We start from the raw sequence: 22,971 nt of genomic DNA, 5'->3' as shown, positions 1-22,971 counted from the left end.
CCTCATCACGTAACCCTCGAAAGGCTGTTGTCTTGAGTACCGAAGCGTATGTCTACGACGCGATCCGCACCCCGCGAGGGCGCGGCAAGGCCAATGGCGCCCTGCACGGCACCAAGCCGATCGACCTTGTCGTCGGTCTGATCCACGAGCTGCGTGACCGCTTCCCCGGTCTCGACCCGGCGGCGATCGACGACATCGTGCTCGGCGTCGTGGGACCGGTCGGCGACCAGGGCTCCGACATCGCCCGTATCTCGGCCATCGCCGCCGGACTGCCCGACACCGTCGCCGGCGTACAGGAGAACCGCTTCTGTGCCTCGGGCCTCGAAGCGGTCAACATGGCGGCCATGAAGATCCGTTCGGGCTGGGAGGACCTGGTGCTCGCCGGTGGCGTCGAGTCGATGTCGCGGGTGCCCATGGCCTCGGACGGCGGCGCCTGGTTCGCCGACCCCATGACCAACTTCGACACCGGCTTCGTCCCCCAGGGCATCGGCGCCGACCTCATCGCCACGATCGAGGGCTTCTCCCGCCGCGATGTCGACGAGTACGCGGCGCTCTCCCAGGAACGGGCCGCCGCGGCATGGAAGGACGGCCGCTTCGAGCGTTCCGTCGTCCCCGTGCGCGACCGCAACGGCCTGGTCGTCCTCGACCACGACGAGCACATGCGCCCCGGCACCACCGCGGACTCTCTCGCCGCGCTCAAGCCGTCGTTCGCAGGCATCGGCGAGATGGGCGGCTTCGACGCCGTCGCGCTGCAGAAGTATCACTGGGTGGAGAAGATCGACCATGTCCACCACGCGGGCAACTCCTCCGGCATCGTCGACGGCGCGGCCCTCGTCGCCATCGGCACCAAGGAGGTCGGCCGGCGGTACGGCCTGACCCCGCGCGCCCGGATCCTCTCCGCCGCGGTCTCCGGCTCCGAGCCGACCATCATGCTCACCGGCCCCGCGCCCGCCACCCGCAAGGCGCTCGCCAAGGCCGGACTGACCATCGGCGACATCGATCTCGTCGAGATCAACGAGGCGTTCGCCGGTGTGGTGCTGCGCTTCGCCCGCGACCTCGACCTCCCGCTCGACAAGATCAACGTCAACGGCGGCGCGATCGCTCTCGGTCACCCGCTCGGCGCGACGGGCGCGATGATCCTCGGCACCCTGATCGACGAGCTGGAGCGCCAGGACAAGCGGTACGGCCTCGCGACCCTGTGCGTCGGCGGCGGGATGGGCATCGCCACCGTCATCGAGCGTCTCTGACCGTCCTTCCCGGCCAACCCTCTTACGGAGTAGCAGCAATGAGCGAGAGCACCACCATCCGCTGGGAACAGGACGAGACCGGCGTCGTCACCCTCGTCCTCGACGACCCGAACCAGTCCGCCAACACCATGAACCAGGCGTTCAAGGACTCCATCGCGGCGATCGCCGAACGCGCCGAGGCCGAGAAGGACTCCATCCGCGGCATCATCTACACCTCCGCGAAGAAGACCTTCTTCGCGGGCGGCGACCTCAAGGACATGATCAAGGTCGGTCCGGAGAACGCCCAGCAGGCGTTCGAGACGGGCACCGCCATCAAGCGCTCCCTGCGCCGCATCGAGACCCTCGGCAAGCCGGTCGTCGCCGCCATCAACGGCGCGGCCCTGGGCGGCGGTTACGAGATCGCCCTCGCCAGCCACCACCGCGTCGCGCTCGACGCCCCCGGTTCCAAGATCGGCCTGCCCGAGGTCACCCTCGGTCTGCTTCCGGCCGGCGGAGGTGTAACCCGGACCGTACGGCTGATGGGCATCGCCGACGCGCTGCTGAAGGTACTGCTGCAAGGCACGCAGTACTCCCCGCGGCGCGCCCTGGAGAACGGCCTGGTCCATGAAGTGGCCGCCACCCGCGAGGAGATGCTCGCCAAGGCCCACGCATTCATCGACGCGAACCCCGAGTCGCAGCAGCCGTGGGACGTCAAGGGCTACAAGATCCCTGGCGGAACCCCCTCCAACCCGCGCTTCGCCGCCAACCTGCCCGCCTTTCCCGCCAACCTGAAGAAGCAGCTGAACGGCGCCCCCTACCCGGCGCCGCGCAACATCCTCGCCGCCGCCGTCGAGGGCTCGCAGGTCGACTTCGAGACCGCTCTGGTCATCGAGGCCCGGTACTTCACCGAGCTGGTCACCGGCCAGACCGCCAAGAACATGATCCAGGCCTTCTTCTTCGACCTCCAGGCCGTCAACTCCGGGGCCAGCCGGCCGCGCGGCATCGATCCCCGCCCGGTCCGCAAGGTCGCCGTTCTCGGCGCGGGGATGATGGGAGCCGGCATCGCGTACTCCTGCGCCCGCGCCGGTATCGAGGTCGTCCTCAAGGACGTCACGGCCGAGGCCGCAGCCCAGGGCAAGGCGTACAGCGAGAAGCTGCTCGACAAGGCGCTTTCCCGGGGCCGGACCACCGAGGCCAAGCGGGACGCGCTCCTCGGGCGCATCACGCCGACCGCTGATCCGGCCGACCTCGCGGGCTGCGACGCCGTGATCGAGGCCGTTTTCGAGGACACCGCCCTCAAGCACAAGGTGTTCGAGGAGATCCAGGACATCGTCGAGCCGGACGCGCTGCTGTGCTCCAACACCTCGACACTGCCGATCACCGCGCTCGCCGAGGGCGTCACACGTCCTGACGACTTCATTGGGCTGCACTTCTTCTCGCCCGTCGACAAGATGCCGCTCGTCGAGATCATCAAGGGTGAGCACACCGGCGACAAGGCCCTGGCCCGCGCCTTCGACCTGGTCCGTCAGATCAGCAAGACGCCGATCGTGGTGAACGACTCGCGTGGCTTCTTCACCTCGCGGGTGATCGGCCAGTTCATCAACGAGGGTGTGGCGATGGTCGGCGAGGGCGTCAGCCCCGTCTCCGTCGAGCAGGCCGCCGCGCAGGCCGGTTACCCGGCCAAGGTGCTCTCGCTGATGGACGAGCTCACGCTGACCCTGCCGCGCAAGATCCGCAACGAGTCCCGGCGCGCGGTGGAAGAGGCCGGGGGCACCTGGACCGGACACCCCTCGGACGCGGTCATCGACCGCATGGTCGACGAGTTCGAACGCACCGGCCGCAGCGGGGGAGCGGGCTTCTACGACTACGACGAGGACGGTAGGCGTGCGGGCCTGTGGCCGGGGCTCGCCGAGCACTTCGGGAAGCGTGAGGTGGCCGTCCCGTTCACCGATATGAAGGAGCGGATGCTCTTCTCGGAGGCGCTGGACTCCGTCCGCTGCCTGGAGGAGAACGTGCTGACGTCGGTCGCCGACGCCAACATCGGCTCCATCATGGGCATCGGCTTCCCGGCCTGGACGGGTGGTGTGCTCCAGTACATCAACGGGTACGAGGGCGGGCTGCCCGGCTTCGTGGCACGCGCGCGTGAACTGGCCGCGACGTACGGCGAACGCTTCGAGCCGCCGGCGCTGCTGGTCGAGAAGGCGGAGCGCGGAGAGGTCTTCACCGACGCGTGACGCCTGCGCAGTGGCGTCACGGACGTGCGGTGTCCGGGGCGCCACGCCCTGCTCGGGGGAGGCGCGCATGGGAGGCGCGCATGGGAGGTGCTCGCGGGACGTGCTTGCGGGCCGCGGTCAGCTTTCCTTGCCGAACGCGGCCCGCAGCTCCTCCTTGAGCGACCGCTGGAAGGCGGTTACCAGAGCCTGCACCACCATCGGCTGCATATGGGCGGACAGCGACTTCATCGCCGCGACATGCTCCGGGTCCGACTCCCGCTCCCGGTACGGGTTCCACACCTCGTCCCGGAACAGCCGGGTGAGTTCGTGGGCCGCCGAGCGCGTGTGCTCCAGCAGGACCGTGCGGGCCGCGAGGATCGTCTCGTGTGCGATCGGCACATCCAGCAGCTCGACCCCGAGCCGCAGCAGTCCGGGGTCGAGCCGGTATCCCTCCGTGCCTTCCGGTCCGGCCGCGCGGTCCAGCACGCCCATCGCGGCGAGCCGGTCGATGTCCTGCTCGCCGAGCGGACGGCCCGCGCGGCGCTCCAGCTCATCGCGGCTCGCCTCCTCCGCCGAGTCCGGCGCCCACGAGGCCACCAGCGCACGGTGGATCGCGAGGTCGTGGGCGCTGAGATCGGGCGGAAGCTGCTCCAGATAGCGTTCGATCGCGGCGAGCGTCATCCCCTGGTGCTGGAGCTCCTCGATGAGGGCCAGCCGGGACAGATGGCCGGGGCCGTAGTGCCCGACACGCCGTGGTCCGATCACCGGGGGCGGGAGCAGCCCGCGGGTGCTGTAGAAGCGGATGGTCCGCACGGTGACCCCGGCTCGCGCGGCCAGCTCGTCGACGGTGAATGTCGGCTCCTCGGTCTCCGTCGCCATGGTCTCCCTCGCCTTCCGTGCACTTCGCCCCGGTGCAACAGTATTGCTGTCTCACCAGTGTTGTGAAAGCCTCCCGCCGGGTGGGGGACGAGGCGCTGGAGCTGCCGGTGGGGGATGAGGCGCTGGAGCTGCGGGTGGGGGATGCGGCGCTGGAGCTGGGGCGTGTCCGTCCACATGCCACGGATGGGGTGTGGGCTCGCCGGCGCGGAGCGGACGCGGATCGAGCCGCCGCTGGACGGGCGGCCGACGGCTCGGGGGATGCCGGTCACCGTGGACGACCATGAGGGCCGACGGCACGGCGGGCGTGCCCGGCCGGTGGGCACGCCCGCGTGGTTCCGGGTCGCTCAGTACACGTTCACGCCGTACGCGGCGAGGGCCTCCCGGACCGGCTGGTGGATCGCAGAGCCGTTCGTGCCCGTGCAGCCCGCGCTGCCGGAGTGGATGCCCAGGGCCGTGGATCCGGCGAAGTGCGCGCCGCCGCTGTCGCCGCCTGCGGAGCAGGCGGTGGTGCGGACCATGCCGTAGACCGGTCCGTCGCCGTAGTTCACGGTGACGTTCACGGCGGTGACCCTCCCGCTGGTCACATGGGTCGTGGAGCCGCTCTTGCGGATGGCCTGGCCGACGATGGCGTCGGCCGCGGAGGTGATGTCCTGGAAGGTGCCGTTGTAGAGGTCGACGCTTCCGGGCGGCTGGTCGGTCCCCGTGTAGCGGACGATGCCGTAGTCGTTCGTCGGGAAGCTGGTGCCCGCCCGGATGCCGATCGACGGTCCGCCCGAGGTGGCCGACCAGCTCGCGGCCAGGTTCGTGCAGTGACCTGCCGTCACGAAGTAGCGTGCCGTGCCGTTCGAGACATTGAAGGCCGCGGAGCAGCGGTAGCCGCCGCCGTAGATCGCGTCGCCGCCCGCCACCTCCCGCTTGAAGACGCCGGGCACCCGGGTGATCCGCACGGCGTCGCCCAGGCTCGCGGCGACCCGCTTCAGCCGGGCCAGCGAGCGCGGGGTGAGGGACTGGTCGGCCTCGATCGAGACCTGGTTCGTCGAGGGGTCGACGCCCCACGAGGTACCGGTGATCTTCGCCCGGGCCTCAAGGGTGATCATGGCGGCGCGGAGCTGTGCCGTGCTGCGTTCGACGATCTGCGGGCGGGCGCCCTCGGCGCGTACCTTCTCGGCCGCGGCCTCGTCGGTCACGGTGACGACCAGCTCGCCCGTCGCGGCGTCGAGGTAGGAACCGGCGCTCTCGTCGTCGCCGAGGGTCCGTTCGAGGGTGGTGTTCACGTTGTACTGAGTGGCGGAGGCCGTGACGCCCGGGTCGGGTTCCGGGGCGGCCCCGGCGGTTCCCGTGCCCAGGGCGACGGCGGGCAGGGTGAGCAGGACGGAAAGGCAGATGCGCGCGCGGAGCGTGCGTCTCATGGGGGGCTTCTCCTTCGTACGAGTCCGCGGTGGGGATTGCCGTGGAGTGGTGTGGACCGGACCGGTCCGGAGCAGCGGACTCAAATGTGACATGACCCTGTCACGCACACAAGAGTGTGAGAACGCCGGAACACCCTCCCCGGCAAGGGGAGTCAGGGATGGAACTGCACGGTGGCCGCAGTCAGCCGCCGGACCCCGTGCAACAGAGCGTGCTCGGCGGCCAACGCCACCCTATGCGCCTCGATCACGGTCAGCGCGGGGTCGACGACGATCGAGGTCTCGACCCGCAGACCGTGCCCGAGCCACCGCATGCGCACATCCCCCACGGCCCGTACGCCCTCGACATGGGAGAGCGCGTGCTCGGCCTGGTCGACCAGCGACGGGTCGACCGCGTCCATCAGCCGGTGCCAGATCTCACGGGCCGCACCCCGCAGGACCAGCACAATCGCGCCGGTGATGACGAGCCCGATCACCGGATCGGCCCACCCCCATCCGAGTGCAGCTCCGCCGGCGCCCAGCAGTACGGCCAGAGAGGTGAACCCGTCGCTGCGGGCGTGGAGTCCGTCGGCGACCAGCGCGGCCGAGCCGATCCTGCGGCCCGTGCGGATCCGGACCCGGGCCACCCATTCGTTCCCCGCGAAGCCCACCAGCGCGGCGACGGCCACCGCCCCCAGATGGCTGACCTCCTGAGGTCCGAACAGACGCCGCACCGCCTCGTATCCGGCGAAGACCGCGGAAGCGGCGATCACCAGCACCACGAAGATGCCCGCCAGGTCCTCGGCCCGTCCGAAGCCGTAGGTGTAGCGGCGGGTGGCCGCCCGCCGGCCGAGGAGGAAGGCAAGGGCGAGCGGCAGCGCCGTCAGCGCGTCCGTGGCGTTGTGGACGGTGTCGCCGAGCAGCGCCACCGAGCCCGACGCGCCCGCGACCACCGCCTGCACGACGGTCGTCGCGGCGAGCACGCCGAAGGAGAACCACAGCGTCCGCAGTCCCTCAGACGACCCTTCGAGGGCCGCGTCGAGGCGGTCGTGGGCGTGGTGATGGTGGTGGCCATGGACGTGCCCGTGCCCCGTCATGGCCACCACCGTGACATATCAACCCCCTTGCAGCCACTGCCGAAAAGCGGCCTCTGACCAGCTGCGAAGGGCTTGCGACTACTGTCCCGACGCGATCACCGGGTAGTGGTCGGAGAGATTGGTGTAGGTGTACTTCGTGCCCCAGCTGGAGACCGTCCAGGGCGCGCACTCCTCCTTGACCACGTCATTGGTCCAGCCCGCCGGCTTCGCGTGCCCGGCCCGGTGCAGGACATAGTCCAGGTCCTCGCGGGGGTCGTCGGGGTAGCGGTACCGCGCGATCGAGTTATCCGCGGTGTCGAAGGAGTACGGGTGCCCGGTGCGCGCGTCCGCCCCGGTGAGCCCGGCGTCGGTGAGCATGGTCGCGTACTCCGCCGACCGCGAGTCGACATTGAAGTCGCCCGCGACCAGCACCTGCTCGGAGGCCGGGACGTTCTTGCCGTCGAGGAACGCGTCGATGGCCCTGAACTGGCGGCTGCGCATCCGCGCGGCCTCGCCCGAGCCGCAGCCGGGGTCGGTCGACTGCGCGTGCGTACCCACCACGTGGACCTTGGTGCCGTTCACATTGAGCACGACGTAGACGAAACCCTTGTTGGACCACCAGTCGGCGCCACAGGCGTCCTTGTAGACGTACTGCTCCTTGCGGATGATCGGCCACTTGCTCAGCACCGCCACGCCGCCGTCCTCGGGCGTCGCGGCCGAGTACGAACCGCCGGTCGCGTCCCAGCCGTCCTTGCTCCGGCCCATCACCGGAGTCTGGTACGGGTACTGAGCGGCGGCCTTCTGCTTGAGCGCGTCCGAGGAGGAGTTGTCGAAGGCCTCCTGGACCACGACGACGTCCTTGCCCTGGAAGAACGGCGCCGCGGTTATCGCGGCGGCCCGGTGGTCCTGGCCCCAGTTGGGGTAGAGCATCTTGCTGAAGAGGAAGGTGTTGTACGTCAGCACCTTCAGCGAGGGCGTAGCGGCCTCGTCGGCGGCGGCGGAGGCCGTCGGAGCCGTCCCGGTCAGGACGGCGGCGGCGAGCGCGGTGGACAGAGCTGCGCCCGGGATGCGGCGGAGCACGGAGTGCGGCACAGGAACTCCCTATTCAGGTGGGGGGTAGGACCGGCGCGGCACATCAAATCAGCCAGAGTTACCTCCTGGTAATGGCCAGGTGCCCACTTTCTTTCCACAGCCGGTCGATCACACCAACTCCCCTGTAGCGGAACCTGGTTCTCCGCTCGGCAGGCGCGCGGGTCTGCGTCTGATTCACCTCCCGGGCGTAGAATGGCCGTTATGAGCAGGGGCGCGGTCGATCCCGTACCGCCACCGCCCGACGGGCTGCTGTGGTCCGTCGTCGGCGACATCCGCGAGCTGCTGATGCTGCCTCCCGCCCTCGCCCTACAGGTCGCCCACCCCTCCGTCGGAGCCGGAGTGGACCAGTACTCCGTCTTCCGCACCGACCCCTGGGGCCGCGGTGAGCGCTCTCTGCGCTCCCTCCAGCTGTGGGTCTACGGCGGGGCGGCGGCGGCCGAGGAGGGGCGCAGACTCCGCAGACTGCATCGGGCCGTCGAGGGCACCGACACGCGTGGCCGCCCCTATCGCGCACTGGACCCCGCCTGCTACGCCTGGGTCCACGCCACCGGCTTCCCCGTCTTCCAGCACGCGCTGGGCTATCTGATGTGGCCGCTCACCGAGGCGCAGGAGCGGCAGCTGTACGCCGAGTGGCTGCAGATAGGCCGCATCCTCGGTATCGACGACCGGGACATGCCGCCGACGCCCGAGGAGTTCTGGCCGTACTACCGCGCGATGCTCGCCGACGAGGTGGAGGTGACCGCCGTCCTACGCGAACTTCTCGCCACCGATGTCCGGCTGCCACCGCCCGACCGCGGACCGCTGCCCGTACGCGCACTGCTCGGGGTGGTGTGGCCGCTGCTGCTGCCGCCCTTCCTCCGCTTCCGCCGCTTCATCACCGTCGGGCTGCTGCCGCCCGACGCGCGCGCGGCGATAGGCCTGGAGTGGACCCCGGAGCAGGAGCGCGCCCTGCGCGGATTCGCCCGGGTCGTACGGACCGTTGTTCCCGTACTTCCCGAGCGACTGCGCTACCTCCCGCTCGCGCGAGCGGCCCGCAGGGCCGCCGGACTCAGCCGGTCAGCCCGCCCCGCGCGATGACGTCCGCGTACCACCGGGCACTGTCCTTGAACGTGCGGCGCTGCGTCGCGAAGTCGACATGGACGATACCGAACCGCTTGCTGTAGCCGTACGCCCACTCGAAGTTGTCCAGGAGCGACCACAGGAAGTAACCGCGCACGTCCGCGCCCTCGGCGATCGCCCGGTGCACCGCGGCGAGATGCGTCCGCAGATACTCCACCCGCTCGGGGTCGTGGACCTCGCCGGACGGATCGGCGTAGTCGTCGTACGCGGCACCGTTCTCGGTGATCACCAGCGGAACACCCGGCAGATCGTCCCGCAGCTGGATCAGCAGCTCGTGCAGACCGTCCGCGTCGACCGGCCAGTCCATGGCCGTGCGCGGTCCCGGCGCGGGCAGGAAGCGCACATGCCGCTCCGCGCCGGCCCACGGCGAGGGCCCGTCGGAGGAACCGGCGCCCACGACGGTGGGGGAGTAGTAGTTGATGCCCAGCGAGTCGATCGGCGTGGAGATGATCTCCAGGTCGCCGTCCTGGACGAAGGACCAGTCGGTCACCTCCGCGGTGTCGCGGACCAGATCCTCCGGAATCAGGCCGTGGAAGACCGGGTCGAGGAAGATACGGTTCCCGACGGCGTCGATCCGGCGCGCCGCGTCCAGATCCGCCTCCGAGCCGGAGAGCGGGCGTACGGCGTGCAGATTGAGGGTCAGCGAGATCTCGGACCTCGCCGGCAGGACGGCGTGCAGCGCCTGCACGGCCCAGCCGTGCGCCAGGTTGAAGTGGTGTGCGGCTTGCAGGGAGGCGCTCGCGCTGGTGCGTCCGGGCGCGTGCACGCCGGAGCCATAGCCGAGGAACGCCGCACACCACGGCTCGTTGAGTGTCGTCCAGGTCGCCACCCGGTCGCCGAGGGCGTCGGCCGTGATCCCGGCGTAGTCGCCGAACCGGCGGGCGGTCTCGCGCTGCGGCCAGCCGCCCGCGTCCTCCAGCTCCTGCGGCAGATCCCAGTGGTACAGCGTGGCGACGGGCCTGATTCCGGCCTCCCGCAGCTCGTCGGTGAGACGGCGGTAGAAGTCGAGGCCCTTCTGCACGGCGGGACCACGCCCGGTCGGCTGGACCCGGGGCCAGGCGACCGAGAACCGGTAGTCGGTGACGCCGAGCCGCTTCATCAGCGCGACGTCCTCGCGCATGCGGTGGTAGTGGTCGGCGGCGATGTCGCCGGTGTCACCGTTGCGCACCTTGCCGGGGGTGCGGCTGAAGGTGTCCCAGATGGAGGGAGTACGGCCGTCCTCCTGGGCCGCGCCCTCGATCTGGTAGGCGGCGGTGGCCGTTCCCCAGCGGAAGGCTGCGGGGAAGCGGAGTTCCCTCGTCGTTCCGGGGCGTGCGTCGAGTGCGGTCATAAGGAATGAACTCCCAGAAGTGAGGTGGAGCGGTGGGGGATGTCAGCCCTTGACGGCGCCCTGCATGATGCCGCCGACGATCTGCCGGCCGAGCAGACCGAAGACCAGCAGCACGGGAAGGGTGCCGAGCAGGGTGCCGGCCATGATCACGGACTGGTCGTGGACATAGCCGCCGCCGAGCTGGCGCAGGGCGACCTGCACGGTCGGCTCCTGCGACGACAGGGCGACGATCGGCCAGAAGAAGTCGTTCCAGGCGGCCATGAACGTGAGCATCCCGAGCACGGCCATCCCGGGCCGGGCGATCGGCACCACGATCGACCAGAAGATCCGTGCGGTGGATGCGCCGTCGACCCGTGCCGCTTCGATCAGCTCGTCGGGCAGCGACTGCACCAGGTACTGCCGCATGAAGAACACCCCGAACGCGGAGACCAGTCCGGGCAGGATCACGGCCTGCAGCTGGTTCACCCACTGCAACTTGGCGATCAGCATGAACAGCGGGATCACGCCGAGCTGCGGCGGAATCATCATGGTGCCGACTGTGATCGCCAGCAGCGCGCCACGGCCGCGGAAGCGGAGTTTGGCGAAGGCGAACCCGGCGAGCGTGCAGCACAGCACCGTGCCCACGGTGATCGAGCCGGAGACGATGAGGGAGTTGAGCAGCGCCTTGCCGATGTCCGCCTCCTCCATCACCGCCTCGAAGTTGTGGAAGAGGTTCGACCCGGGCAGCAGCGTCGGAGGCACCTTCGCCAGATCGGCGTTGGAGCGGCTCGCGGCGACGATCGTCCAGTAGAACGGGAACGCCGAGATCAGTACGGCCAGGATCAGGAACGCGTAGGCCGGCAGTCCGCCGTGCATGGTTCGCCCGGCGCCGTTCCTGCGACGGCTCGGCGGCCTCGGCGGGGTGCCGCTGGCGGCCGGGCCGGTCGGCGGTGCGGCGAGCGCGGTCATCGGCCGGCCTCCTTGCGGGAACGGCGGCGCGCGATCAGGGCGTTGACCCCGACGAGCACCAGGATCAGCAGGAACATCACCCAGGCGATGGCGGCGGCCCGGCCCAGGTGGAAGAAGCCCCAGCCCTGCTCGTACATGTAGAGGCCGAGGGTCTGGTACTGGTGCGAGATGCCTCCGGAGATGGAGCCCTCGAACAGCAGCGGCTCGCCGAAGAGCTGGGTGGCGCCGATCGTCGAGACGACGACGGTGAACAGGATCGTGGGACGCAGCCCCGGCAGGGTGACATGGATGAACTGCCGCCAGCGCGAGGCCCCGTCCATCTCCGCGGCCTCGTACAGCTCGCTCGGGATCGACTGCATCCCGGCCAGGTAGATCAGCGCGTTGTAACCGGTCCAGCGCCAGATGACGATCGTCGACACGGCGATCTGTGAACTGACGGTGCCCGCCTGCCAGTCCACCGGGTTGATGCCGACCAGTCCGAGCACGTAGTTGATCAGTCCGAAGTCGCGGCCGAAGAGCTGCGCGAAGACAAGAGTGGCGGCCGCGACGCTGGTCGCGTACGGCAGCAGCATCGCCGTGCGCAGGAACGTCCGGCCGCGCAGCCGGTAGTTGAGCAGATGGGCCAGTCCCAGCGCCATCACCAGCTGGGGGACGGTGGAGAGCACTCCGATGGTGAACGTGTTGCGCAGGGCGGTCCAGAAGATCTCGTCGCCGAAGAGTGCGGTGTAGTTGCCCAGGCCCCGCCACTCCATCTCGCCGGGCGTCTGGAGCTCCACCCGGTAGAGCGAGACGAAGGCCGTGTAGAGGAGCGGGAAGAGCCCGAAGGCGGCGAAGAGGGCGAAGAACGGGGCGACATAGGCGTATGGCGAGAGCGTGCGCCAGGTCCGGCGCGCGGCCGACGGCCGGGACGGGGCCGACGGCCCGGGCCCGGCCGGCTTCGCGGTGGCGGTGAGGGTCACGGTGCGGCCCTTCGAGGAGGGGGAACGGGGAGCGTGGGAAACCGGTGTCCGAAGGCCGGTCCGGCCGGGAACCAGGCCCGGCCTCCGGAGCTGGGCGGACCGGGTCAGCCGGTCGCGTTCGCCACGTTCTTCTTCGCGGTCGACCACGCCTTGTCGGGCGCGGTGTCCTTGCGCTCCACTTCGCTCAACGCGTTGGTGATCTGGTCGGCGACGGACTTGTCGTGAACGCCGAGAACCTGGACCGGCGCCGCCTTGGCGGCGTCACCGAAGATCTGGCCGATCGGCGCGTCGGAGAAGTACGGGTCCCTGGCGGCGGCGACCTTGGCGATGGCGCCGGTGGACGAGGGGAAGTTGCCCTGCTTGGTGAAGAGCTTGGCCTGCTGCTCGGGGCCGGTGAGCCACTTGATCAGCTCGTACGCCTCCTTCTTGTGCTTGGCCGCGCGGGGGATGGAGAGGTACGAGCCACCCCAGTTGCCGGCGCCGGCGGGCAGCTTGGCGATGTCCCACTTGCCCTTGCCCGCGTCACCGGCCTGGCCTTTGATGTAGCCGAGCATCCAGGCGGGGCACGGCATGGTGGCGAAGGATCCGGCGGAGAACGCCTGGTTCCACTGCGGTGACCACTGGTCGAGCTTGGCGCTCAGGCCGGCCTGCGCCGCGTCGGTGGAGGCGTCCCAGGCGGCCTTGATCGCCGGGTTGTTGTCGTAGACGAGCTTGCCGGAGGCGTCGTAGTAGCGCTCCTTCTGCTGGCCGACCATGATCGCGTAGAGGCTGCCGACGCTGTCCACCCAGGCGCTCTTGGCGGGTGCCTTCTTCTTGTACTCCTTGCCGAGCGCGAGATAGCCGTCCCAGGTGGACCACCTGGCGGCCAGCTGGGTGCGGTCGGTGGGCAGGCCCGCCTGCTTGAACAGGTCGGTGCGGTAGCACATGGCCTCCGGGCCGACGTCCGTGCCGAGGCCCAGGATCTGGCCGTCCCCGCCGGTGGCCGCGGACCACTTGGCCTCGGCGAACTGGTCCTTGAGCCTGTCGGCGCCGTAGGTCCTGAGGTCCTCGAACTTGTCGGCCTGCTGCTGGGTGACGGCGGCGATCCGGCCCACCTCGATGCCCTGGACGTCGGCGAGTCCGCCACCGCCGGCGAGCCTGGTCTGCAGCGACTTCCAGTAGTCCTGCTCGTCCTCGGTGTCGCTCTGCTTGACCGTGACGTTCGGGTGGAGCTTCTTGTACTCCGCGTAGAGCCCGGCCTCCTTGTAGCCGAAGGATCCGAACAGATCGACGGTGAGCGTGACCTTGCCGCCCGCGCTGTCGGAGGCTCCGTCCGAGGAGCCTCCACAGGCGGCGAGCAGTGCCCCGGCGAGTGCGACCGCTCCCAGGCGGACGGTGGACCTCTTGACGGCTCGGGCGATGGGCATGGGAAGCCTCCTTTGGCTTCGGCGGAGCGAGACGCCCGGCTGAGAGCGCTCTCACGCTTGCGACTGGAGAGTGCCCCTCGGGCGATCCGCTCGTCAAGACTCGAAGGCGTAACGGCTTGGCCTCCAGCGCCAACTGCCGCCTGAGTCTCATCTATTGACACCCTTGTTTCAGGAGTTTTACGTTCCTAAGCATCTGAGAGCGCTCTCGGACGCCCTTTCCCGAAATGACTTCGAGGTGCCGTCCATGCCAGCCACCCGCACAGGACCAGCTGCCGCGCTGATCCTGGTCACCGCCCTGGCCGCCATCGGCCTGGGCCCGGCCGCCACCCCGGCGGCGGCCGCCACCATCCCCGTAGGCTCTGGCAGCTACTCCGACACCCGCCCCGCCGGCACGTCCGGCCCGACCACCAACACCGGTGCGCCGGTCACCCCCAAGGTCACCTCCGCCGCCAAGGACAAGCCCGTTCCCACCAACGACTGGTGGTCCTCGCTCGCCTTCCAGCGGTACGGCGACAATCCGTACTCCACCCCCATGTACGGCCACCCCCTCACCTACCAGGCCACCGCAGGCGGACTCGAGGTCGGCTACCCGACGACCCCCGCGATCGTCGGCGAGGGCCGCCAGTACGAGTACGCCCACAAACGTGACCTCACCCTCGGCCTCACCGGGCTGAACTCACCCGACACCAAGGCCGACGACTTCTCCGACTGGACCGTGACCCCCTACTGGTCGGACGGCGCGCGCACGCTGCGCACCACCATCGGTCACGGGATGCCCTTCGTATACGCCAGGGGCTCGGGCGGCGCCGCCCAGATCACCACGGCCGCCGCGCCCGCCGTCTTCGCCGACCAGGGGCACGTCCTCGGCATCACGGTCGCCGGCCACCACTACGCGCTGTTCGCCCCCACGGGCAGCGACTGGACGGTCTCCGGCTCGACCATCACAGCGGACCTGGGCGCCAAGGACTACTTCTCGCTCGCCGTGCTCCCCTCCACCGACGCGCTCGCGACCTACACGAAGTACGCCTACAGCTTCGTCACCGGCTCCAAGGCCACCTGGAGCTACACCGGTGGCACGGTCCGGGCCGCCTACACCCTGACCACCGAGGCCAAGGAGGGCACCGAGCGCGGCACGCTCCAGGCCCTCTACCGCCATCAGTGGCTGCACACCACCGACCCGCTCACCGCGTACACCTACATCTCGCCGCGCGGCACCATGAAGGTCCGCGAGGCGGCCTCGTTCACCACCAGCCAGAAGGCGTCCGCCGTGCTGCCCGGACTGCCGAAGACAAACGCCCTCGACCAGGCCCGGCTGAAGGGCTATCTGGACCAGGTCGCCAACGACCCCAACCCGTTCAAGGACTACACCGACACCTACTGGACCGGGAAGGTACTCGGGCAGCTCGCCCAGCTTGTGCCGCTCGCCGACCAGCTCGGTGAGACCGCGACCCGCGACAAGCTCATCGGCCTGATGAAGGGCAGGCTGCAGGACTGGTTCACGGCCGGGGGCGCAGGCGAGTTCTCGTACGACAAGGTCTGGAAGACGCTCACCGGCTACCCGGCCTCCTACGGCAGCGACACCGAGCTCAACGACCACCACTTCCACTACGGCTACTACGTCTACGCGGCGGCGGTCGTCGCCCAGTACGACCAGGCCTGGGCCGCCGACACGGCCTGGGGCGGCATGGTGAAGACCCTGGTGCGGGACGCGGCCAACCCCAGCCGCACCGACACCGCCTTCCCCTTCCTGCGCGGCTTCGACGTGTACGCAGGCCACAGCTGGGCCTCCGGGCACCAGGGTTTCGCCGCGGGCAACAACCAGGAGTCGTCGTCGGAGTCCACCAACCTCAGCGCGGGCCTGGTGCTGTGGGGCTCGGCCACCGGGAACACCGAGCTTCGTGATCTCGGCACGTATCTGCTTACCACCGAGTCCGAGGCGATCGCCCAGTACTGGTTCGACGCCGACGAGCAGGTCTTTCCCTCGTCCTTCGGCCATGACACGGCCGGCATGGTGTGGGGCAGCGGCGCGGCGTACGCCACCTGGTGGACCGCCAACCCCGAGGAGATCCATGGCATCAACGCCCTCCCGGTGACCGGTGGTTCACTCCACCTGGGCGGCGAGAGGGCCGCGATCCGGCGCAACATCGCCGAGATGGAACGGGAGAACGGCGGCCCGGCCGTCGAATGGCGGGACATCCTCTGGGAGTTCCAGTCGCTGGCCGACCCGGCGGCGGCGAAGTCCAAGTGGGACGCGGGCAACGCGGGCTACACCCCCGAACAGGGCGAGTCCAGGGCACACACCTACCACTGGATCACCACGCTCGACGCGATCGGCGCACCCGACGCGACGGTGACCGGGGACATCCCGGCCTCGGCCGTCTTCACCAAGGGCACGGCACGGACGTACGCCGCGCACAACTACGGCGCGACCGCCCGCACGGTCACCTTCTCGGACGGTGCGAAGCTGACCGTTCCGGCCCGCTCGACGGCGACCGGCACAGGCACGGGCCAAGGCGACCCCGATCCCGATCCCGATCCCGATCCTGATCCGGAGCCGCCGACGGGCAACACCTTCCAGCTCCGTACGGGTGGAGTGCTCACCACCGCGACGGGTGGCACGGCGGGCAGCGACACGATCTCCTCGGCCCTCGGCGGCACCTACGACGGCACCCCGCACCAGCCGCTCGCCTACGAGATCAAGAACGTCAACGGCGTCCACACCTCGGGCACCGCGACCGCCTTCCGCCTCCAACTGGACGCGGGCAGCACGGTCGGGCTCGGCCAGCAGGCCCGTATCAGCTACGACTTCACGGGTGACGGCACCTTCGACCGGACCGAGACCTACCAGTACTTCGCCACCGACCCGGTGACGGGCTGGGAGGAGTACGCACACTCACGCGGACTGCGGTCGGCCACCGGGAGCTTCGGCGACCTCAAGGGCGGCACCGTGCGGCTGGAGGTGTGGGGCGCCATCGGCAACGGCACCTCCAGGCTCCAGACCGGTACTAGCACGTCGGTGGTGGTGATCCCGTTCAGCTGATCCCTCCGGGGCGATTCTTCGTCCCGTCCCCGACTCTGTGCGGCGGGTCCGGCGGCTCAGGCCGAGGCCCGTCGCACCAGCGTGGTCGGAGTGATCACCGAGGCGGGCGCTCCTGACCCCGGCTCGCCCTCGTTCAGTACGCGCATCAGCAGCCGGACCATCAACCGGCCCATGCCTTCGATGTCCTGACGGATCGTCGTCAGCGGGGGATCGGTCGACTCGACGACCGAGTCCATGTCGTCGAAGCCCACCAGCGCCACGTCCTCGGGCACCCGCCGTCCGCGTTCGCGCAGTGTCCGCAGCGCCCCCGAGGCCATCAGGTCGTTGGCGGCGAAGACCGCGTCCAGACCGGGGCGCGCGTCGAGGAGTTCGGCCATCGCCTTGGCGCCGCTCTGTGCGGTGAAGTCGCCCTGACGAACAAGGTCCGGGTCGGCGTCGAGCAGGACGTCGCGGTAGCCGTCGATCCGGTCCATCGCCGACGTCTGGTCGCGGGGGCCCGCGATGTGCGCGATCTGCTCGCGACCGAGGGAGACCAGATGCCGTACGGCCTCCCGGGCCCCGCCGCGGTTGTCGCAGTCGACATAGGGCACCGCCGTCTCGGCGGCGGCCCCGGGCCAGCCGGGACGGCCGCCGAACACGGTCGGTACCTTGACCCGGCGGATGATGGAGGGCAGTTCGTCGTCGTTGTGCAGCGAGAAGGCGAGCGCGCCGTCGACATGGCCGCCGCCGAGGTAGCGGGCGATCCGGTCGTGGTCGCCGGGTCCCTCCACCCACAGCAGCACCAGCTGCGAGTCGTATGCCGTCAGCTCCCGGCTGATGCCACGCACCTGCTGCTCGAAGAAGGGGTCCGAGAAAATCCTGAACTCCGGCTCGGCGATGATCACGGCGATCGCGCCGTTGCGCCGGGTGACCAGGGTTCGGGCCGCGTGGTTCGGTACGTAGCCGAGTTCCTCGACCGCCTGGCGCACCTTGTCGACCAGGGGCGGGCGGACCCCCGCGCCGCCGTTGACGACCCGCGACGCCGTGGCCCGCGAGACGCCGGCGCGGGCGGCGACCGCTTCCAGGGTGGGGCGGGACCCCGTGGTCTGGTCGGGCAAGGCGGGCGCTCCTCGGCTGCGGTGTTCGGCCTCGTCGGACGAACAGGATATCCCGCCTCCTCGATCTTGTGAGAGCGCTCCCACCCAGGGGGAGCCGAGGTGGCGCCGTCCCGGCCGGACAGCGGCACCCCCCACGCCCGGCTCAGTGGTGATCGTGGACCGAGTTCGCCGCGGCGATCTTCTTCCAGGAGCGGGGCGGGTCGGGCACGTCCACCCGCGCGATCCGGGACCCGGCCGTGGCCGGGGAGCGAAGCCCGGCCTTTCATATGATTGCGATCGGGGCGAGATCAACCCGGGTGTCCCTCTCGTCACTTTGATGCCTGGATTGCCCTCTGTCGCAGGGGAGTTGGCGGCGGTAGTTTCCGCGCATGCCGATACGCGCGCGGGGCACGCGCTTGACGTGCAGATCGCTGGTGGTGGCGGCTTCGGCCGCCCTGATGGCCATGACCCTGTCCCCGGCGGGCGCACACGGAGCGCCCGCGACGCGGGAGAGCAGGCCCCTCTACTCCTACGAGAGCGCGATCCGCGAATCCGTGTGGGTGGACACCCGGCTCGACGGGGACGGGGACGGGCGGACCGACCGGGTCGCCGTCGACATCGTCCGGCCGCGCGAGCCGGCCCAGCAGGGCCGCAAGATCCCCGTGATCATGGATGCGAGTCCGTACTACTCCTGCTGCGGACGCGGCAATGAGAGCCAGCGCAAGACGTACGACGCGAACGGCAACGTGCTCCAGTTCCCGCTCTACTACGACAACTACTTCGTCCCGCGCGGCTATGCCTTCGTCGCCGTCGACCTGGCCGGAACCAACCGCTCCGACGGCTGTGTCGATGTCGGCGGCCCTTCCGACGTCCAGTCCGCCAAGGCGGTCGTCGACTGGCTGAACGGCCGCGCCCGCGGCTACACCACCCGCACAGGCTCCGAGCGCGCCCGGGCCGGCTGGACCAACGGCGACACCGGGATGATCGGCAAGAGTTACGACGGCACGATCGCCAACGGCGTCGCCGCGACCGGGGTGGAGGGGCTGAAGACGATCGTCCCTATAGCCGCCATCTCCTCCTGGTACGACTACTACTTCGCCAAGGGCGCCCCGCTCTACGACTCCGGACCTGAGTGGCTCTCCGACTACGTGGAGAGCCCCCAGGCCCGCGCCCGTTGCCAGGCCGTCCAGCAGCGGCTGATCGACGAGGCACCGCGCACCGGCGACCTGACCCGGCTGTGGAGCGGGCGCGACTACGTCCGTACCGCCGACCGGGTCACGGCCAGCGTCTTCGCCGTGCACGGCATGCAGGACCTCAACGTCCGCACCAAGAACTTCGGCCAGTGGTGGGACGCCCTCGCCGACCAGGGCGTCGAGCGCAAGGTCTGGCTCTCGCAGACCGGGCATGTCGACCCCTTCGACTTCCGCCGTGCCCAGTGGGTGACGACCCTGCACCGCTGGTTCGACCACTACCTCCTCGGCTACGACAACGGCATCGACCGCGAGCCGATGGCGGACATCGAGCGCGCCCCCGACCAGTGGTCCACCGACCGTCTCTGGCCGCCCCGGGCGACTGCCACCACCAGCCTGCGGCCCGGCAACGGCACGGCGGCGGGCGTCGGCGCCCTTGCGCTGTCGCCGGCACGCCCCGGCGCGACGGAGACGTTCACCGACGACCGGACGCTCGACGAGACCGACTGGGCCGCGCAGATCGAGCGCCCCACGCCCGCCAAGGCCGGATTCATCACCCGACCTCTCGGCCGCGATCTGAGGATCTCCGGCTCCGCGCGGGTGACGGTCACCGCCACCCCGTCCACCACCAGCGCCCATCTGACGGCGGTGCTCGTGGACCTCGGTCCCGACACCATCCGCGACTACGCGGCAGCGGGCGAGGGGATCACCACCCTCGCCGAGCGCACCTGCTGGGGGGCGAGCACCCCGGGCGACAGCTCCTGCTTCAAGGAGACCAAGGCACGCACGGCCGCCGTCGGGCAGACGGTCTTCAGCCGTGGCTGGGCGGACCTCGGCAACTACGCCTCCGACGCCACGGGCCGCCCGCTGACCCCCGGCAGGCCTTACACCATCACCCTCGACCTGCACGCCGGTGACCACGTCGTTCCGGCGGGCCACCGGCTCGCCCTGATCGTCGCGGGCACGGACCGTGACCTGATCGACCCGCCCGCGAGCACCCCCACGCTCACCCTCGACCTGGCGGGTACCTCGGCGAAGCTGCCGATCGTCGGCGGTGCGCCCGCCTTCGTACGGGCGACCGCGGGCACCCCGGCGTCCGTCATCCCGGCCGCGCGGCGCGCGAGCGGTGTGGGTGGGCCGCATCCGGCCCTCCCGGTCCCGGGAGGCGGTCACCGATGATGCCCCGTATCCGCGGACTCGTTCTCGCCGTCACCGTTTCCGCGCTCGCCGTTCCGCTCGTCACCGCCCGCGCCGAGGCGGCGCACAGCGTGCCGCGCACCGGATTCGAGATCAGCAAGGGCGCCCGGTGGACCGGCCAGCCCGAGGAACAGTCCTTCCTCGCCGCCGTCGACCAGGGCAGCGACCGGGTCTCGGTAGGCCGGATCGGCACGACGAAGCAGGGCAGACCGCTGCAGCTGGTCCGCATCGGCGCCCCTCGTGCCACGAACACCGTGCTGCTGATCTGTTCGCAGCACGGTGACGAGCCGTCGGGCCGCGACGCCTGCCTGACCACGATTCGTGATCTTGCGTATGCCCGGGACGCCGACACCCGCAGGCTGCTGTCCCGCACCAGGATTCTCGTCGTGCCCACCGCCAACCCGGACGGACGGGCGGCCGGCACCCGTGAGAACTCCGACGGCGTGGACATCAACCGGGACCACATCGCGCTGAGGACGGCCGAGGCGCGGGCGATCGCCGCCGTCATCCGCGACCGGAGTCCCGACATCGTCTACGACCTGCACGAGTACGGCGCGACCCCTCCGTACTACGACAAGGACCTCTTCGACCTCTGGCCGCGCAATCCGAACACCGACCCCGGGGTCCACCGGGAGTCGAAGACCCTGTCCGAGGACTATGTCCGCCCGGCCGCGCACGACGGCGGCCACAGCACCGGCACGTACGGCATCTGGACCGACCCGGTCACCGGCGACCCCGTCAAACAGACGGCCGGGGACGGGCAGGAGCGCATCCTGCGCAATGCCTCGGGCGTCAAGAACGCGGTGGGTCTGCTGATCGAGAGCCGCGTCGACCCCAAGACCGATGAGGAGAAGGCCGATCCCGCGCTGAACAACAGGCGCCGCGTGGACAGTCAACTGGACGCCCTCGGCGGGCTGCTGGCCTTCGCCGGTGAACGGCGCGGCCGGATCGAGGCCGTCACGTCGGCGGCCCGGCTGGCGGGTTTCTCGGACCGCGGCCCGGTCTATCTCGGCGGCGCCGACAACGATCCGGCGAAGCCGGAGCAGATTCTCGCCGATCCGCCCTGCGGCTACCGGCTCGACTCGGCGCAGTACGCGGACGTCGGGGACGAGCTGGCCCTGCACGGTGTCGCGGTGAAATCGGACGGTGAAGGGGCCTTCGTGCCGCTGCGGCAGTCCCAGCGGGAACTGATCCCGCTGCTGCTCGATGCCCGCGCGACCTACCACCTCGCCTCGGGGGAGGCGCTCACCACGTGTTGACGGGCACGGCGTGCGCCGTGGGCCTGCGTACCCACGGCGTGCGCCGTGGGTACGCGGGCCCGGACCCCTCGAAAGGATGGCTGAGTTGCGCGTCGGTGGCCGCCTCCGTACGTATGTTGCATGCGCGTAATTCCCCGCATTGTGCTGAGAACACAGCACAGGTGGGGATACTCGGGATATGTCTGCCGAGTACGCGACCTTCGGGCTGGCGCCGGCGATGCGGACCGGGGGAGTCCTCGCCGACGGTGGCTACCAAGTCCACCGGGACTTCATGGACTTCATCGTCGACGGGCGGCCGCTGCTGTTCCGGCTGTGCGACCTCGACGCCGTCTCGCCGCTGGCCTCCGACGTCCCTCCGGCGATCTTCGCCGCCCAGGTGCGCACTCTGCTGCTCGAAGCGCCGGCGCCGCTGGCGGGCGGGCGCTGCGTGATATACGGCTGCCCGGAGTGCGAAGCCATCGAATGCGGAGCCGTGACGGCCGTCATCGAGCGCGACGGCGACGATGTCGTGTGGCGGGACTTCGCCTGGCAGACGTCCGAGGCAGCGGACCTGGAGCTCAACGGCTACCACGGAATAGGGCCGTACCGTTTCCGCGGCGACGCCTACCGGAGCGAACTGGAACGCCTGCTGCCGGAAGGCGACGAGGCGCCGCTCGCGCGCCGCCGGGTGCTGCTCATCGGCTCGCGGGTCGCCGTGCTCGCCAAGCTGGCCGCGGCGCTGCGGACCATCGGCATCGGTGCCGACATCACGCACGACGCCGCCCGCGTCTCCGCGGAGGAGCTGCGCGCCTACGGCGCCGTCGCGTTCGGCCACGCCATCGCGGAACCGGAACGGGCTGCGGTGCGCGCCGCCGTCGAGGCTGCGGCCGCGGACGTCACATACGTGGACGGGCCGGCCCCGCTCGTCCCCGTGCTCGTCGCCCAGATAGAACACGCTCTGGACCGCAGCCCGCCCGAGCGCCGCAGGCTGACCCGGCTGGCGGCGGTGGACGGGACGGCGGACGTGGAGGTGACATCGCCCTGCCGGGTGCGGCTCGTCGCGTACAGCCTGGACCGGCTCCGCCGCACGCACACACGGGAGGTCTTCGACGGGATGCTGGAGCCGGGCGAGCACCGGATTCCGCTGGACGGCCGCGTGGTGAAGGGGCAGTCCTTCCTGGTCGCGCGCACGGTGGGGAGCGTGCTGGTCGCACCGGTGCCGGACGCCCAGAAGTCCTGATCACCCGGCGCCGTGGTGGGAGCATCGCCGCGCGGGCCCTGTGCGGGGCTCCGGGGGCGGGGCATGTCCCCGCTCATACTTGTGATCACGCTGATGCTGGCGGCGGTGCTCGCCTGGGCCGGTGTGCTGGCTGTGGCGACCGGCCGGGCCACCTTTCCCCGGCTGCGCAGTACGGTGCGGCGGCCCCGGCTCTGGGGTGCCGGAACGCTCCTGCCGGCGACCGCGCCGGCCACCCTGCGGATCACCGCGTGGCCGATCTTCCTGCTCACCATGCTCGCCGGCCTGGCCCTGATTCCGGCGGCGCAGCTCCTCGGCCCGCGGAAGGTCCGGCGGCCCGAATGAGGCGGGCGCCGGTCC

17 protein-coding genes are annotated in these 22,971 nt (G+C 70.4%); 8 read left to right on the top strand and 9 right to left on the bottom strand.

Translation table 11 applies throughout. From position 1 onward, the window contains the following. Nucleotides 1-32 precede the first annotated feature (32 nt). Both OG293_RS04470 and OG293_RS04465 read left to right on the top strand, forming a co-directional pair. On the top strand, nucleotides 33-1,247 hold the full coding sequence (locus OG293_RS04470; RefSeq protein WP_405997446.1) for an acetyl-CoA C-acetyltransferase: 1,215 nt from the start codon (nucleotides 33-35) through the stop codon (nucleotides 1,245-1,247). 38 nt (nucleotides 1,248-1,285) lie between these two features. Continuing rightward, the gene (locus OG293_RS04465) at nucleotides 1,286-3,460 is read left to right on the top strand and encodes a 3-hydroxyacyl-CoA dehydrogenase NAD-binding domain-containing protein (protein ID WP_405997445.1); all 2,175 of its coding nucleotides are present in this window, start codon (nucleotides 1,286-1,288) and stop codon (nucleotides 3,458-3,460) included. Between the two features lie 117 nt (nucleotides 3,461-3,577). Here the strand turns inward: OG293_RS04465 and OG293_RS04460 are convergent, their stop codons facing one another. The 4 genes from OG293_RS04460 to sph form a co-directional block, all read right to left on the bottom strand. After that, nucleotides 3,578-4,318 carry a MerR family transcriptional regulator gene (locus tag OG293_RS04460; RefSeq protein ID WP_405997444.1) on the bottom strand — a complete coding sequence of 247 codons (741 nt, stop codon included), beginning with the start codon at nucleotides 4,316-4,318 and terminating at the stop codon, nucleotides 3,578-3,580. Nucleotides 4,319-4,662: 344 nt separating this feature from the next. Continuing rightward, nucleotides 4,663-5,727, bottom strand: coding sequence for a S1 family peptidase (locus OG293_RS04455; protein WP_405997443.1), 1,065 nt, complete (start codon nucleotides 5,725-5,727; stop codon nucleotides 4,663-4,665). Nucleotides 5,728-5,879: 152 nt separating this feature from the next. Beyond that, nucleotides 5,880-6,800: a cation diffusion facilitator family transporter gene (locus OG293_RS04450; RefSeq protein ID WP_405997442.1), complete on the bottom strand. Its 921-nt coding sequence runs from the start codon at nucleotides 6,798-6,800 to the stop codon at nucleotides 5,880-5,882. Between the two features lie 78 nt (nucleotides 6,801-6,878). Further along, entirely contained in the window at nucleotides 6,879-7,871 is a 993-nt protein-coding gene (sph, locus tag OG293_RS04445) for a sphingomyelin phosphodiesterase (protein WP_405997441.1), read from the bottom strand. Between the two features lie 201 nt (nucleotides 7,872-8,072). On the opposite strand from sph, the gene OG293_RS04440 reads away from it, so the two are divergent. Continuing rightward, nucleotides 8,073-8,948: an oxygenase MpaB family protein gene (locus OG293_RS04440; RefSeq protein ID WP_405997440.1), complete on the top strand. Its 876-nt coding sequence runs from the start codon at nucleotides 8,073-8,075 to the stop codon at nucleotides 8,946-8,948. On the opposite strand, the gene OG293_RS04435 is transcribed toward OG293_RS04440, so the two are convergent. The 4 genes from OG293_RS04435 to OG293_RS04420 form a co-directional block, all read right to left on the bottom strand. Then, nucleotides 8,920-10,320, bottom strand: coding sequence for a GH1 family beta-glucosidase (locus tag OG293_RS04435; protein WP_405997439.1), 1,401 nt, complete (start codon nucleotides 10,318-10,320; stop codon nucleotides 8,920-8,922). The two genes, OG293_RS04440 and OG293_RS04435, sit on opposite strands and share 29 nt — an antisense overlap. A 42-nt stretch (nucleotides 10,321-10,362) precedes the next feature. Then, nucleotides 10,363-11,268, bottom strand: coding sequence for a carbohydrate ABC transporter permease (locus OG293_RS04430; protein WP_405997438.1), 906 nt, complete (start codon nucleotides 11,266-11,268; stop codon nucleotides 10,363-10,365). Further along, nucleotides 11,265-12,227, bottom strand: a complete 963-nt coding sequence (locus OG293_RS04425; protein ID WP_405997437.1) for a carbohydrate ABC transporter permease — start codon at nucleotides 12,225-12,227, stop codon at nucleotides 11,265-11,267. Before OG293_RS04425 ends, OG293_RS04430 begins: the two co-directional genes overlap by 4 nt. A gap of 104 nt (nucleotides 12,228-12,331) precedes the next feature. Further along, nucleotides 12,332-13,633: an ABC transporter substrate-binding protein gene (locus tag OG293_RS04420; RefSeq protein WP_405997436.1), complete on the bottom strand. Its 1,302-nt coding sequence runs from the start codon at nucleotides 13,631-13,633 to the stop codon at nucleotides 12,332-12,334. A 244-nt stretch (nucleotides 13,634-13,877) separates the two neighbouring features. Here OG293_RS04420 and OG293_RS04415 point away from each other — a divergent pair, with 244 nt between their 5' ends. Further along, nucleotides 13,878-16,673 (top strand): glycosyl hydrolase, encoded by a 2,796-nt coding sequence (locus tag OG293_RS04415; RefSeq protein WP_405997435.1) that lies wholly within the window; start codon nucleotides 13,878-13,880, stop codon nucleotides 16,671-16,673. Nucleotides 16,674-16,729: 56 nt separating this feature from the next. Here the strand turns inward: OG293_RS04415 and OG293_RS04410 are convergent, their stop codons facing one another. Further along, on the bottom strand, nucleotides 16,730-17,770 hold the full coding sequence (locus OG293_RS04410; protein ID WP_405997434.1) for a LacI family DNA-binding transcriptional regulator: 1,041 nt from the start codon (nucleotides 17,768-17,770) through the stop codon (nucleotides 16,730-16,732). Nucleotides 17,771-18,138: 368 nt separating this feature from the next. On the opposite strand from OG293_RS04410, the gene OG293_RS04405 reads away from it, so the two are divergent. The 4 genes from OG293_RS04405 to OG293_RS04390 all read left to right on the top strand — a co-directional run bounded on the left by OG293_RS04405 (nucleotide 18,139) and on the right by OG293_RS04390 (nucleotide 22,956). Then, entirely contained in the window at nucleotides 18,139-20,118 is a 1,980-nt protein-coding gene (locus OG293_RS04405; protein ID WP_405997433.1) for a Xaa-Pro dipeptidyl-peptidase, read from the top strand. After that, on the top strand, nucleotides 20,115-21,395 hold the full coding sequence (locus OG293_RS04400; protein WP_405997432.1) for a M14 family metallocarboxypeptidase: 1,281 nt from the start codon (nucleotides 20,115-20,117) through the stop codon (nucleotides 21,393-21,395). Before OG293_RS04405 ends, OG293_RS04400 begins: the two co-directional genes overlap by 4 nt. 178 nt (nucleotides 21,396-21,573) lie before the next feature. Continuing rightward, nucleotides 21,574-22,614, top strand: coding sequence for an oxidoreductase (locus tag OG293_RS04395; protein WP_405997431.1), 1,041 nt, complete (start codon nucleotides 21,574-21,576; stop codon nucleotides 22,612-22,614). Between the two features lie 63 nt (nucleotides 22,615-22,677). Next, the gene (locus OG293_RS04390; RefSeq protein ID WP_405997430.1) at nucleotides 22,678-22,956 is read left to right on the top strand and encodes a hypothetical protein; all 279 of its coding nucleotides are present in this window, start codon (nucleotides 22,678-22,680) and stop codon (nucleotides 22,954-22,956) included. Nucleotides 22,957-22,971: the final 15 nt, after the last annotated feature.

Source organism: Streptomyces sp. NBC_00829 (assembly GCF_045161795.1).
In the GTDB taxonomy this organism is placed as follows: Bacteria; Actinomycetota; Actinomycetes; order Streptomycetales; family Streptomycetaceae; genus Streptomyces.
This window is presented reverse-complemented; position numbering and strand designations above follow the sequence as displayed.

Excerpts from the sequence above, each read along its gene's own strand:
- OG293_RS04465 (WP_405997445.1), top strand. The coding sequence starts at position 1,286 with ATGAGCGAGAGCACCACCATCCGCTGGGAACAGGACGAGACCGGCGTC.
- OG293_RS04460 (WP_405997444.1), bottom strand. The coding sequence starts at position 4,318 with ATGGCGACGGAGACCGAGGAGCCGACATTCACCGTCGACGAGCTGGCC.
- OG293_RS04455 (WP_405997443.1), bottom strand. The coding sequence starts at position 5,727 with ATGAGACGCACGCTCCGCGCGCGCATCTGCCTTTCCGTCCTGCTCACC.
- OG293_RS04450 (WP_405997442.1), bottom strand. The coding sequence starts at position 6,800 with ATGACGGGGCACGGGCACGTCCATGGCCACCACCATCACCACGCCCAC.
- OG293_RS04440 (WP_405997440.1), top strand. The coding sequence starts at position 8,073 with ATGAGCAGGGGCGCGGTCGATCCCGTACCGCCACCGCCCGACGGGCTG.
- OG293_RS04435 (WP_405997439.1), bottom strand. The coding sequence starts at position 10,320 with ATGACCGCACTCGACGCACGCCCCGGAACGACGAGGGAACTCCGCTTC.
- OG293_RS04430 (WP_405997438.1), bottom strand. The coding sequence starts at position 11,268 with ATGACCGCGCTCGCCGCACCGCCGACCGGCCCGGCCGCCAGCGGCACC.
- OG293_RS04420 (WP_405997436.1), bottom strand. The coding sequence starts at position 13,633 with ATGCCCATCGCCCGAGCCGTCAAGAGGTCCACCGTCCGCCTGGGAGCG.
- OG293_RS04415 (WP_405997435.1), top strand. The coding sequence starts at position 13,878 with ATGCCAGCCACCCGCACAGGACCAGCTGCCGCGCTGATCCTGGTCACC.
- OG293_RS04405 (WP_405997433.1), top strand. The coding sequence starts at position 18,139 with ATGCCGATACGCGCGCGGGGCACGCGCTTGACGTGCAGATCGCTGGTG.
- OG293_RS04400 (WP_405997432.1), top strand. The coding sequence starts at position 20,115 with ATGATGCCCCGTATCCGCGGACTCGTTCTCGCCGTCACCGTTTCCGCG.
- OG293_RS04395 (WP_405997431.1), top strand. The coding sequence starts at position 21,574 with ATGTCTGCCGAGTACGCGACCTTCGGGCTGGCGCCGGCGATGCGGACC.
- OG293_RS04390 (WP_405997430.1), top strand. The coding sequence starts at position 22,678 with ATGTCCCCGCTCATACTTGTGATCACGCTGATGCTGGCGGCGGTGCTC.